Source organism: Actinophytocola sp. (assembly GCF_036002505.1).
GTDB lineage: Bacteria > Actinomycetota > Actinomycetes > Mycobacteriales > Pseudonocardiaceae > DASYTH01.
The window spans coordinates 1-12160 of the sequence record NZ_DASYTH010000215.1; the positions used below are offsets into that span (position 1 = coordinate 1).

The window sequence follows — 12160 nt, forward strand, 5'->3', positions numbered from 1 at the left end:
GAGCTGTTGACCTGGTGGCTGACCGACATCCGTCACCAGTTCGGCTGAGGACTGGAACGACCCTGACGCCCCGCTGCTGCCCAGGGAGCGCCGGGATCGGGACGCCGCGCGCTGCCGCCGGGCGGGCGGATGACGCCTTGCGGTCCGGCTTCACGAGTGCGGTGAGCGCCTGGCTGCCAGAGTGGGCCGGCCGGCTGACCCCGCACGGGCTGCGGCACTTCTGCGCCTCGTCGCTGTATGCGCGCGGGATGGATCTCAAGGCTATCCAAGAGCTTCTGGGCCACGAGTGGCTTTCGACGACGACGCGCCAGAGCACGTCCACGCCAACCACATCGAAACCGCGTGGGCAAACGCGAATGAGCGCGTTACCGCCCGGCTGATCACCGAAACGGGGTGAGCTTGGTTGCGCTGGAACCTGCGGTTGAAGGCCGCTGAGCAAGGTATCTGGAAGTCCACCGAGATGCGTCGGCGGCTGGCCGAGGCCGGGCTGGAGATCAGCGCCGGGAAGATGTCGGCGCTATGGTCCGGCACCCCGACCACTGTCCGGCTGGATGACCTGGACGTGATCTGTCACGTGCTGGACTGCGAGGCCAACGAGTTGCTCATCCGCGAGCTGGACAAGGTCGCCGCCCGCCGGCCCAGGCGCGTCGCGGACAACACTCCCGCCGGGACGACGATGACGCCCCGGCTGGGCCGCAACCGGACCCTGCCACCAGCGTGACCCGACCGCCTACCTGCTCGACCTGCGGTGTGCGGCCGGTCGCCATGTTTCAGCTGACCCACTGTTACCAGTGCTGGCCCGGTGGACCGGTCACGCCACCGCCGTGCATCAAGTGCGGATCGACCACGCTGTACTACTCGGCCGGGATGTGCCAGCGCTGCCTGAGGGCGCCGCAGGTGGTTGGCAGTTGCTTGGACTGCCATTGCTGGGGTGTCACCCGCACCACCAAGTGGCTGTGCGAAGGATGCCGCGGCTGGCGCCGCCGATTCCCCTTCGCAGCACGGTGTTCGTCCTGCCGGCGCACGATCGCGGTGAACGCCGACGGCTTCTGCCGGCTGTGCTGGCGCCAGTCGGTCGGGGAACGCCCCCACGGCAGCGGGCTGAGCGTGGTGGAGGCCAACCAGCACGGGCAGCAACTGTTCTTCGCCGACTGGTTCCGACAGAAACGCCAGATCCCCTCGCCGGCCAGCGCCCCGCGCCGCGGCTACCGCCAGTACCCGGTCACGTATCACCAGCTCAGCTTGATCGAGCTGCCCCGCGATCTCGCTCACGGCCAGCGGTGCGGTTTCTCCGACCCACCCGACCCGCAATTCGCTGAGCTGCTGGACCAGACCGCGCACGAGCATGCTCGCGGGCATGGCTGGAGCAAGACTCGGCGCAATGACGCCCGGAAGGGCATCCGGATTCTGTTGTCCCTTCAGGACACTCCCGGCGCCGTGATCAAAGCCAGCGAAGTCGCTCAACTTGACCAAGTTTCCCTTGCCGTGCAACCGATCCTGGACATCCTCGCCTCAGCGGGAATGCTCGACGACGACCGCCAACCAGCGCTCATCCGGTGGTTCGCCCGCCAAGTTGCGGGGCTGGCCCGAACTCGTCAGGAGCGAGCTGCACACCTGGTTCACCGTCCTGCATCTCGGCAGTACCATCCCGCCACGATCCCGCCCGAGAGCCGAGACCACCGTGCGGCTACGTGTCCGCTACGCCCTGCGTGCCGTGCGGGTCTGGGCTGAGGCCGGGCACGTGTCCCTGCGGGAGATCACCCGAGATCACATCACCGCGGCGCTGCCTGACCAAGGCAGCGACCGAGCACTGGTCGGCCAGGCCCTGCGCTCACTGTTCGGCGTGCTCAAGGCCCGCCGGATGGTCTTCGCCAACCCCACCACACACCTGCACACCGGCAGCCCACAGACTCGCACCCCTATGCCGGTGGCGGTACCCGTGCTGCGGGAGGCGATCCATTCCACCGACCCAATCCGCGCCGTCATCGCGGCCTTGACCGGCTTCCACGCGCTGCGCAGCGGCCAGCTCCGCGCGCTGCTGCTTACCGACATCCGCGACGGACGCCTGCACCTGCCCGACCGGATCGTCCTACTCGCGCCACCAGTGCGCGACCGGCTGACTGTCTGGCTCAACCACCGGACCTGCCGCTGGCCGGCCACGGCCAACTCGCACCTGCTCATCAACACCAAGACCGCCGTGCGCACCGGCCAGGTCAGCTACCTGTGGATCAGCAAGAAACTCGGCCTACCCGCCCAAGCCATCCGCGAAGACCGCATCCTCCACGAAGCCATCGCCACCGGCGGCGACATCCGCCGACTCTGCGACCTCTTCGGACTCAGCGTCAAAGCGGCCGAGCGCTACACCAACACCGTCGACCACCCCGACTTCACCAACTCACCACCCGAAACCTCGAGCGGCGCGGCCAAAGGATAGTAGATGAAATTCGGCTACGAGTGCCGGGATCGTCAAATCCGAGGCTTACGTACTCGACGAGTCGACCAACTTCCGACCAGTTAAGGCGAGTATCGCGCGCAGCGCTTCGTCACGTTGAACCGGCTGGAAGGCCGGGCGGTTGTGCAGCTGATCGTGCAGCAGGTCACCTGCCCGACGAAGCGCTGCCGCAAGACGATGGTCGACGCGATCGACGCGAGGTATCAGTCGTTCCTCAAGATCGGCGACGAGGGATTGCAATTGATCGGGCTTGCTCGATTTCGTGAGTTCGACATTGAGCACCCAATCCTGCACTGACTCGACCAGCAAGGGAATCGCCGCATGATCTACGTTGGAATGATAACGAACGAGCAGGCCGGTCAACAACGCTACCACTGTCAGCGCGGCACTCCAGAGACCAACGACCGGCACAACCTCGTGAGAGTTAAGTCCGTCGCTCGCCAATTGTACCGTCAGAACAGTGCCGGTGGCAATCGCACCTGTCGACGCAACGACCGCTGCCGGACCTAAGGGAGACCCGGTCTTGTCATTCTGCTCATTCTGCCTGAGGGACGCTTGCAAGCTCCTCGCGTATTGAGCGTCTTTGCCGAGTCCGTCTTTCTTCTCGGATAGCGCGTTGATGAACTGCTGTGCAATCTCTTGCGCGAATGCTCTTCTTTCTCCCAGTGATCCGCCGCCCACCGTGATGTTGAGCTCATTCGGGCCTAGGCACTTCTCAAAGATTTCCCGTAGGCGAGTTTTCAGGGCAGAGGTGCTTAGGTGATCCAACGCGGGAGCGCTGGATAGCCCCAAACGGCGGACAAATCTCTGCCCACGCCGTTTCAGGGATCGCGCCGTCTTGCCCTCGTCTTCTCTGATTTTGTTGATGAAATATAGCGGAACGTTCTTCTCGGGCCACGAGTCAACTTGATAATTCTTGCGAGCTTCATTGATAGCATGTTGCAACAAGTTGCGGAGCGCGGAGTTCTTCTCCTTGGCGCGCAGCATCGCTTTGATGCCGCTGTGAGCGGTTTCCGCTCCCTTATAGATGAGACTCAGCTCGGCGGGGCCCACGTTGATCACGTCCTCAGATGATCCTTATCAGGGCCGTCTTGGAGGCTGACACACAGCCGGGCAGCTCAAGTACGGCTGACTGTGAGTTCATCGTGCGCGGAGCGTCATCCGTTGCGGGTGGCGCAGGCGGGTAGCGATATGGCCACAACCACCGGCCAATGCAACTGATCATCCACGAAGACAGCCTCTGGCCGGAGCCAGGCGCCCCGACCAGAGGCTCGCTGGTGGTCAGAATGGTGGCTCGCCAGCACCCACGCCCGCCATCGCCGGGGCGGCAGCTGAACCCCACGGGTCGTCGACCAGTCCGGTCGAGCCGGTACCCCGGCTGAGCTTGGTCACTTTCGCCGTGACGAACTTGAGCGACGGTCCGACCTCGTCCACATCCAGCTCGATCACTGTGTGCTTCTCACCCTCCCTGGTCTCGAATGACCGCTGACGAAGCCGACCTTGGACAATGAGACGCGTCCCCCGCGTGACCGACTCGGCGAGATTCTCCGCCGGCTGCCGCCACACGTTGCACCGCAGGAAGGTGGCCTCCCCGTCTTTCCACTCACTGCTCTGCCGGTCGAACGTGCGGGGCGTGCTTGCAACCGTGAAGTCTGCCACCGCCACACCCGACGGCGTAAAACGCAGCTTGACGTCCGAGGTCGCGTTGCCTACAACGGTGACGATCGTCTCTCCAGCCATGATCTTCTCCTAACGAATGAATTGGTTCCGTGCGGACCGGATGATGAAATGGATCGGCGAACAAAACCTTCGGGACCGATCAGGATGCCGCCAGTTCATGAACCCGTGCCGCCAGCGAGCCTAAACACGGGCATCCGACCCGTCAGTTCCCGGCCGCGACACCGTCAGAATTCGTGAACTCGCGGAGGACCGGGATGAAGCGGAGCTCGGGATCGGCAGTCAGATTTCCGACCACGGTAATAACGGTCTCTCCGGGCACGACGATGAGTTCCTTGCTCGTCAACGACAATTTTCTGCGGGAAATCGGAGCTCGAATATTCGGACACGAGTGCCGCCCCGTCAGTCCAGCCGCCACTCGTGGGAGGGCCCGGTCAGCCGAGGCCGGCGGGGAAGAGGGTGACGAGGCAGGTGGCGGCGAGGAGGCCGGGGCCGTGGGGGATGCCGTCGTGCCAGCGAACCGTGTAGCGGCGGGGGGTGAGGATGCGGAGGGCGAGTGTGGTGAGGGCGGCGAGCCAGGTGGCGAGGATGAGGGCGGGCCAGCCGACGGCGCCTAACACCGCGCCGAGGGTGGCGGAGAGTTTGACGTCGCCGGCGCCGAGGCAGCCGGGACGGAGGAGGCGGGCGCCGGCGTGGATGGTGAGGAACGTGGCGGTGCCGAGGGCGGCGCCGGTGAGCAGGGGCCAACCTCCGCCGAGGGCGGCGGCCAGCGCCAATGCGATCGCGGCGACGGGGTAGGCGGGGAGGGTGAGGGCGTCGGGGAGGCGGCGATGTCGAAGGTCGGTGGCGGCGAGCAGGACGGCGAGCCAGCTCAGCAGCAACGGGACCGGGAGCCACCACCAGGGGAGGTGGCCGCGGGCGAGGCGCCAGCCGAGGACGGCCCACAGTACAGCGACGGTGAGCTCACACCATCCCAGGTGGACGGACGTGCCGCGGCGCAACCGGGCGAGCAGTGCACGGCCGGCGGAGCCGGTCACGCCGCCCGTGCCGGCAAACACGGCGGTGAGGGCGATCGGATGCATGACTCCACGGTTCGCCACACCTGCCCGCGGCGGCAAGGAGGAGACCGTACGAACGGCACATTCGTACGGGTCTCGTGCCAACCCAGCCCAGGCTCGGCGTGTCTCGCGTCCGCGTAGGCGTGATGCGCGTTCGGGTAGCCGCCGGAGGCCGCGGCGGACATCAGGAATCAAGCTGGAAGCACCAGACGATCATGAGCGGTGTCTCCCAGGCCGCCCTGGTGGCATCGGGCACCAGGTCCAACAGCGACCACGGCCACAGTTGCCAGTCCCCGGTCTCGAGTTCGGTGTCGGGAGGCGGAGGTGGGGGCAGTTTCCTGACCGTTCCTCGGGGTTCCTCGCAGCGTCGAACCTGGAACCCGGCGGGAAGGGCCGCGCGCAGGAAGTCGCCGGGGGTGTGGCGGTAGGTCGCCACCAGGCCGGGTTCGCCGGTCGGGCCGAGGGCGTGGACGACGGAGCCGCGGAGTACCAGTTCGTGATGCGCGTCGGAGATCACCAGATGGCCGCCGGGGCGCAGCACCCGGGCGAACTCGGCCATGACCGGCGCCAACTCCGGCACGTGGGCCAGGGCCAGACTGGAGACGACAAGGTTGACGGTGTCGTCGGGTAGTGGCAACCGGTGCAGGTCGCCGAGGAGGAACTTACCCTGCGGCACCCGCACGCGGGCCTGGCCGAGCATCTCGGGCGAACTGTCCACTCCCACGACCTGGTGCCCCCGCGCCACGAGATATTCGGAATACCGTCCGGTGCCGCATGCGGCGTCGAGCGCGTTTCCCGAGGGCAGCGCGTCGAGGATCTCGTGCATGACCGGCTCATCGAGGTCGAACAGGCTGTTGCGCGGCTCGTCATAGGTCACCGACCACTGCCGGTACCCGGTCACGGTGTCCCCACGACGAGCCATCACCCCGCCGTGGTTCACCAGCGCCGCGTCGTCCAGCAGCCGGCGGACCTCGGCCAATCGCGCCTCGACGAACGCCTTGTCGTAATCGCCAGCCCACCCGCGCAACAACGCGATGCCCTCAAGCCCCAGCAGGTACGCCAGCGGGTGCTGATAGATCACCGGAAAACGTTAACGGACACCACGCGAACCGTTCCACGAATTTACCGGAATGCCTGGTGCAGCTCGGAGATCGGGAGGAGGTCGGTCACAAACCCGAACCGGCCGGCCCGCATCTCCCGTGCACCGTCCATGAAGGATTTCAGGGCGAGCCGGGACAGGGCGCCACCGATGCTCACCCGCCGCACGCCGACCTCGCCGAGCTGCTCCAGGGTGATCGACGGATCCGCGAACCCCATCACCACGTTCACCGGCTTGCCCACCGACCCGACCACCGTGCGCATCTCCGCAAGGGTGCGCAGCCCCGGCGCGTACAGTACATCGGCGCCGGCCTCCTCGAACGCCTGCAGGCGCCGGATCGTGTCGCCGAGATCGTCGATGCCGTACAGGAGGTTCTCGGCCCGCGCGGTGAGCACCAACGGCACCGGCAAACCCCGCGCCACCTCCACCGCCGCGCGCACCCGGTCGACGGCGAGCCCGAAGTCGTAGATCGGAGCCCGCCGGTCTCCGGTGAAGTCCTCAAGGGACGCCCCGACAGCGCCCGAGGCGAAGGCCAGCTCGACCATCGTCGCCGCCTCGGCCGGATCGTCGGCGAAACCGTTCTCCAGGTCGGCGTTCACCGGCAGCGCCGTCGCCTCGCTCAACACCCGGCAGTTGTCCAGGATCTCCTGCCGGCTGGCCCGGGTGCGGCCGAGCATGTTGGCCACGCCCAGGCTCGTGGTGGCCAGCGCCTCGAAGCCGAGTCCGGCCAGCAGCCGGGCCGTCCCGGCGTCCCACGGGTTCGGTAGCAGCAACGGCTCCGGCCGCTCATGCAGGGCACGGAACACAGCGGCCTTCGTTGCCTGGTCGGTCATCGCAGAAGTCACAACCCGACCGTGCCCGTCACACATCCATGATGCAAATGCGGTGAATGCGTCTTTCCTCACGCCAGGCGTGAGGAAAGACGCATTCACCGCTCGACCCGAGTCGATCCCGCTCGGCGAGGAGCGGCTTTTCCGGGCACTCTGACCGTGGCTCGGACCGTCTCCGACCGGGCATGACAGGATCGAAGGGTGTTGCGTTGGTTGACGGCAGGGGAGTCGCACGGGCCCGCGTTGGTGGCCGTGCTCGAAGGTATGGTGGCCGGGGTCGAGGTGACCACGGCCGAGCTGGATGAGCAGTTGGCGCGCCGGCGGCTCGGTCTCGGCCGGAGCCCGCGGATGGGGTTCGAGACGGACCGGGTCGAGTTTCTCGGCGGGGTGCGGCACGGGCGGACCCAGGGCGGGCCGGTGGCGATCCGGATCGAGAACTCCGAGTGGCCGAAGTGGGAGAAGGTGATGGCCGGCGACCCGGTCGACCCGGCCGAGATCGAAGGGTTGAGCCGCAACGAGCCGCTGACCCGTCCCCGGCCCGGGCACGCCGACCTCCCCGGCATGCAGAAGTACGGCTTCGACGAGGCCCGCCCCGTGCTCGAGCGGGCCAGCGCCAGGGAGACCGCCGCCCGGACCGTCCTCGGCACGGTGGCGCGCGGGTTCCTGCGCCAGTTGCTCGGTGTCGAGGTGATCAGCCACGTGGTGTCGATCGGCCGGGCGGAGGCACCGGACCGGGAGCCGCCCGGGCCGCAGGACCTGAAGGCGATCGACGCCAGCCCGGTGCGGGCGTTCGGCGGCGAGGCCACCGCGGCCATGGTGGCCGAGGTGGAGGCGGTGAAGCAGGCCGGCGACACGGTCGGCGGCGTGATCGAGGTGATCGCCTACGGGCTGCCGCCGGGCCTCGGCTCGTACGTGCACTGGGACCGGAGACTCGACGCCCGGCTGGCCGGCGCGCTGATGGGCGTGCAGGCCATGAAGGGGGTGGAGGTCGGCGACGGCTTCACCACCGCGCACCGATGGGGGAGCGGCGCGCACGACGAGATCGACCCGGCGGGCGGCGTCACCGGGGTCACCCGGCGCAGCAACCGGGCCGGCGGCCTGGAGGGCGGCACCACCAACGGCGAGCCGGTGCGCGTCCGGGTGGCCATGAAGCCGATCTCCACCGTCCCGCGCGCATTGTCCACTGTGGACGTCCGGACGGGGGAGCCGGCGGTGGCGATCCACCAGCGCTCGGACGTGTGCGCGGTGCCGCGGGCCGGCGTCGTGCTGGAGTCCGTGGTCGCCCTGGTGCTGGCCGACGCGGCGCTGGAGAAGTTCGGCGGCGACGCCCTGGCCGAGACCCGGCGCAACGCCGAGTCGTACCTCAAGGCGCTGCAGGAGCGGTGGTAGGTCGGTGTATCTCGCGACGGAACGGCTGGTACTCCGCCGTCTCCAGGAGTCCGATGTGGACAACCTGGTCGAGCTCGACAGCGACCCGCGGGTCATGCGCTACCTCACCGGCGGCAAGCCGACGCCCCGCGAACGGATCCAGAAGCGGGTCCTGCCCAACATGATCAACGACAACGACCGCGTGCCCGGCTGCGGCTGCTGGGCCGCGATCGAGAAGTCCACCGGCTCCTTCATCGGCTGGTTCGCGCTGCACGCCCCGGAAGGCGGCTCCGGCGAGGAGGCCGAGCTGGGCTACCGGCTCAAGGCTGAGGCGTGGGGCAAGGGCTACGCCACCGAGGGCTCCCGCGCGGTCATCCACAAGGCGTTCACCGAGCACGGCATCACCCGGGTCTTCGCCCAGACCATGGCCGTGAACCAACCCTCGCGCCGGGTCATGGAACGCCTCGGCATGACCCACACCCGGACCCTGTACCTGGAATGGATCGACCCGCTCCCCGGCACGGAGCTCGGCGAGGTCGAGTACGAGTTGACGAAGGCTCATTGGACCAACGGATATGCTCCGCGGATGAGCGCCCAAGGCCCGGTGGTGATCCTCGTCGGCCCGCCCGGATCGGGGAAGACGACGGTCGGCCGCGTCCTCGCCGGCACCCTCGGCGTGCCGTTCCGCGACACCGACGCTGACATCGAGGCCACCGCCGGAAAGGCCATCAGCGCGATCTTCACCGAGGACGGCGAGCGGGTCTTCCGCGCTCACGAGGAGGAGGCCGTCGTGCGTGCCCTCGGCGAGCACCCCGGCGTGCTGGCCCTCGGCGGCGGCTCGATCCTCGCCGAGCGCACCCGCGCCCGGCTCGCCGGCCACCCGGTCGTGTTCCTCAACGTCGGCGTGTCCGAGGGTGTCCAGCGCACCGGCCTGTCCGTCGCCCGCCCGCTGCTGGCCGGCGTGAACCCCCGCTCCCGCTTCAAGGAGCTGCTCGAGGCGCGCCTGCCGCTCTACCGCGAGGTCGCCACCGCCGAGGTCGCCACCGACGGCCGCTCACCCGGCCAGGTCGTCATCGACGTGCTCAACGCGCTCGGACTTGTCGGTACCGCCTGATACACCCGTTCCGTGCGAACCCTCGACCGGCAGACCGTGCTCGCCCACCGGGCCAGGCGCCACGGGCTGCACGGCGACAAGGACGCCGGCGTGCTGCGCGTCGGCCTGCAGGACGCGCCGTCCGGCTCGGCCGAGCACGGGCTCACGGTCCGCACCGCTGATCCCCGGGCCGGTGACGACCCCGAACTCGTGCGGGTATTGAGCGTCCGCGGCGCACCCCACGTCTACCGGCGCGCCGAGCTCCCCAGGGTCCGAAGCGAGCTGCGGCCGCGCGCACCCGAGGAGTTACGGATCTGGCTCGGTGGCCACGGCCCGGCGTTCCTCGCCTCGGGCGTGGATGCGCTCGCCGTGCTCGACCAGACGGTTTCCCTGCTGCGCGAACGGTTTCCGGGTGAACACGCGACCAAGGGTGAGCTGTCCGCGGCGATCAGCCCGGAGTTACCGGCACCCGCCCGCCCGTGGTGCGACGGCTGCGGCACCGAGCACGTGATCGAGAACCTGTTCCGGCTGGCGACGCTCCTCGCCGGCCTGGAGCTGGACCGCGGCGACCGCCGCCTGGTGTTCCGCCCGCCGCGCGAGCCGGTCACCGACCCGCAGCCGGACGGCTCGCTGCTCCGGGCGTTCGCGCACTACGCCGGCCCGGTCAAAGAGGGAGACGCGGCCGCCTGGCTGGTCTCCGGCGCGCTCAGCGGCGTGCCCAAACCCCGTGGCTGGGCGGAGATATTCGCCGAGCTGGCCCCGGTCCAGCTCGGCGGCGCCGAGTATCGCATGGACCTGACCGGCTTCGGCGAAGCACCGCCGCCGCCCCTGGTGCTGCTCCCGCCGCGCGACCCTTACCTGCTCGGCCACCGGGGTTTCCTGGTGCCCGACCGGGAGATCGCCAAGCAGGTCTGGCGCCCGCAGGTGAGCCCCGGCGTGCTGGTCGCGGACGGCGAGGTCGCCGGCACCTGGCGGCAGCGGATCTCCGGCCGGTCGCTGTACCTGCACGTGACGCCGTTCGGCAAGCTCAGGAAGGGCAGCCGGGCGGCCGTAGGCGACCAGGCGGAGCTGCTGGCCGCGGTGCGCGGCGCCGGCGCCCTGCACCCAGACGTGGTATGGGAGACATGATCGTCAGGGTTCGATGATCGCGAACCGCTCGATAATGTCGATGGCCGAACGCAGGGTCTTCCCGGCCGCTTCGAGCAGTTCGTGTGCCTTCGCCATTTCGTCGACGGCCTGCGGCAGCGGCGACTCCCGCAGCTGCCCGGCCAGCTGCCTGATCTGGGGAATGGCCCGGTTCTCCAGGTGCCAGCAGTTCATCGCGGCTCCCAGGCGGGCGTCCAGCAGGATTCCCTGAGCGTCGGTCACGGCCTTGAGGTCCTTCACGGCTCCTCCGTCCTATTGGAACATGACACGCCCACTGTCCTCCGCGACGTCACGAATCCGGATTTCCCAGTGCGATCATGTGCGCACTGTCTGTGATATCGGGAGTCGCTGTGAAGACCAACAAGAAGCCGCCGTTCCGCCGGCGACGGCTCGGCAGGAAGCTGCGCGCCATGCGCGAGGCCGCCGGCCTCACCATCGAAGTGGCTGCCGCACGGCTGGAGCTGAGCCGATCCTCCTTGTTCCGCTTGGAAACCGGCGAGACACGCGCCAGCGTCCACGTCATCAAGTCGATGATGGACGAGTACGACATCCGCGATGACGACCTTCTCGACGCCGCGCGCGAAGCTCTAAAACCAAGCCCCTATGCCAAATACGGCGTGACCGACACCCGCTACGTGGAGGTGGAAGCTGATGCCGCTCGTGTCTACGAGTTTGCCGGCCTGAGCCTGCCGGGCCTGCTGCAGACCGAGGCCTACATGCGGGCGGTGTTCGAACACGGCCACCGCCGAACCCCGAAGCAACTCGAAAATGACGTCAAGGTCCGTTCGATGCGCAAGCAGCGGCTCACCAGTGATGATGATCCGCTCGAGTTGGTGGCCATCATCGACGAAGCGGCATTGCGCCGCGAAGTCGGCGGCCCCGAGGTGATGTGCGTGCAGCTTGCTCACCTGGTGGAGATGGCCGCGCTGCCGGCGGTCACGCTTCAGGTCCTGCCGCTGGCCAGTGGGCTGCACAATGGCATGCACGGCGCCTTCATCCTGCTGGAGTTCTATGAACCCCTCGACGGTGATCTTCTCTACCACGCCTACGTGACCGGGGCGCTGCATATTGAGGATGAAGCTGAGCTACGCAAGGCTAGGCTGGTGTTCGAGGCGCTTCGCCGTGAAGCGCTGAACCCGGCTGAATCAGTGGCGCTGATTGAGCAACTGGCTGCCCTGCGATCATGAATGAGGCGATCAAGGTGTCCACAGTGGACCTCTCGGCACTGATCTGGCGCAAGAGCAGCCGAAGCGGCTCACACACCAACGACGCCTGCGTGGAGGTCGCCTTCGCCGGGCCAGCCGTCGCGATGCGGGACTCCAAGCATCCGGCCGCCGCCCTCACCTTCCCAGCCGCTGGCTTCGCCACGTTGCTCAAAGTGCTTGCGTAGCCTGTCCCGGTGCAACCTGTACGAATCCGCGTGGCCACGGAGCGGCC

15 protein-coding genes and 1 pseudogene are annotated in these 12160 nt (G+C 68.1%); 10 read left to right on the forward strand and 6 right to left on the reverse strand.

The window, feature by feature from the left end:
- Positions 1–161: 161 nt before the first annotated feature.
- From VGR06_RS18235 to VGR06_RS18250, 4 genes are all read left to right on the forward strand, one after another.
- The gene (locus VGR06_RS18235; RefSeq protein ID WP_327560286.1) at positions 162–380 is read left to right on the forward strand and encodes a tyrosine-type recombinase/integrase; all 219 of its coding nucleotides are present in this window, start codon (positions 162–164) and stop codon (positions 378–380) included.
- A gap of 23 nt (positions 381–403) precedes the next feature.
- Positions 404–721, forward strand: a complete 318-nt coding sequence (locus VGR06_RS18240; protein ID WP_327560287.1) for a helix-turn-helix transcriptional regulator — start codon at positions 404–406, stop codon at positions 719–721.
- Between the two features lie 311 nt (positions 722–1032).
- Positions 1033–1731, forward strand: coding sequence for a hypothetical protein (locus VGR06_RS18245; protein WP_327560288.1), 699 nt, complete (start codon positions 1033–1035; stop codon positions 1729–1731).
- Positions 1682–2434, forward strand: a complete 753-nt coding sequence (locus tag VGR06_RS18250; protein WP_327560289.1) for a hypothetical protein — start codon at positions 1682–1684, stop codon at positions 2432–2434. Before VGR06_RS18245 ends, VGR06_RS18250 begins: the two co-directional genes overlap by 50 nt.
- Positions 2435–2479: 45 nt before the next feature.
- Here VGR06_RS18250 and VGR06_RS18255 read toward each other — a convergent pair whose 3' ends face one another.
- The 5 genes from VGR06_RS18255 to VGR06_RS18275 form a co-directional block, all read right to left on the reverse strand.
- On the reverse strand, positions 2480–3514 hold the full coding sequence (locus tag VGR06_RS18255; RefSeq protein WP_327560290.1) for a hypothetical protein: 1035 nt from the start codon (positions 3512–3514) through the stop codon (positions 2480–2482).
- Between the two features lie 219 nt (positions 3515–3733).
- Positions 3734–4192 carry a single-stranded DNA-binding protein gene (locus tag VGR06_RS18260; protein ID WP_327560291.1) on the reverse strand — a complete coding sequence of 153 codons (459 nt, stop codon included), beginning with the start codon at positions 4190–4192 and terminating at the stop codon, positions 3734–3736.
- A gap of 371 nt (positions 4193–4563) precedes the next feature.
- A complete protein-coding gene (locus VGR06_RS18265) occupies positions 4564–5211 on the reverse strand; it encodes an A24 family peptidase (RefSeq protein ID WP_327560292.1) in 648 nt (215 codons plus the stop codon).
- Positions 5212–5371: 160 nt separating this feature from the next.
- Positions 5372–6268, reverse strand: coding sequence for a class I SAM-dependent methyltransferase (locus VGR06_RS18270; RefSeq protein ID WP_327560293.1), 897 nt, complete (start codon positions 6266–6268; stop codon positions 5372–5374).
- Between the two features lie 41 nt (positions 6269–6309).
- Positions 6310–7131 (reverse strand): isocitrate lyase/phosphoenolpyruvate mutase family protein, encoded by an 822-nt coding sequence (locus VGR06_RS18275; RefSeq protein WP_327560294.1) that lies wholly within the window; start codon positions 7129–7131, stop codon positions 6310–6312.
- Between the two features lie 186 nt (positions 7132–7317).
- On the opposite strand from VGR06_RS18275, the gene aroC reads away from it, so the two are divergent.
- The 4 genes and pseudogenes from aroC to VGR06_RS18295 all read left to right on the forward strand — a co-directional run bounded on the left by aroC (position 7318) and on the right by VGR06_RS18295 (position 10705).
- The gene (gene aroC / locus VGR06_RS18280) at positions 7318–8505 is read left to right on the forward strand and encodes a chorismate synthase (protein ID WP_327560295.1); all 1188 of its coding nucleotides are present in this window, start codon (positions 7318–7320) and stop codon (positions 8503–8505) included.
- Positions 8506–8509: 4 nt separating this feature from the next.
- A pseudogene (locus tag VGR06_RS18285) lies at positions 8510–8947 on the forward strand (GNAT family N-acetyltransferase); the annotation flags it as partial.
- A gap of 123 nt (positions 8948–9070) precedes the next feature.
- The gene (locus VGR06_RS18290) at positions 9071–9598 is read left to right on the forward strand and encodes a shikimate kinase (protein ID WP_327560316.1); all 528 of its coding nucleotides are present in this window, start codon (positions 9071–9073) and stop codon (positions 9596–9598) included.
- 12 nt (positions 9599–9610) lie between these two features.
- Positions 9611–10705, forward strand: coding sequence for a DNA glycosylase AlkZ-like family protein (locus VGR06_RS18295; RefSeq protein WP_327560296.1), 1095 nt, complete (start codon positions 9611–9613; stop codon positions 10703–10705).
- A 3-nt stretch (positions 10706–10708) separates the two neighbouring features.
- Here the strand turns inward: VGR06_RS18295 and VGR06_RS18300 are convergent, their stop codons facing one another.
- Entirely contained in the window at positions 10709–10963 is a 255-nt protein-coding gene (locus VGR06_RS18300; RefSeq protein ID WP_327560297.1) for a hypothetical protein, read from the reverse strand.
- Positions 10964–11073: 110 nt separating this feature from the next.
- On the opposite strand from VGR06_RS18300, the gene VGR06_RS18305 reads away from it, so the two are divergent.
- Together VGR06_RS18305 and VGR06_RS18310 are read left to right on the forward strand one after the other, a co-directional pair.
- Positions 11074–11910, forward strand: coding sequence for a helix-turn-helix transcriptional regulator (locus VGR06_RS18305; protein ID WP_327560298.1), 837 nt, complete (start codon positions 11074–11076; stop codon positions 11908–11910).
- A complete protein-coding gene (locus tag VGR06_RS18310) occupies positions 11907–12113 on the forward strand; it encodes a DUF397 domain-containing protein (protein ID WP_327560299.1) in 207 nt (68 codons plus the stop codon). Before VGR06_RS18305 ends, VGR06_RS18310 begins: the two co-directional genes overlap by 4 nt.
- Positions 12114–12160 lie beyond the last annotated feature (47 nt).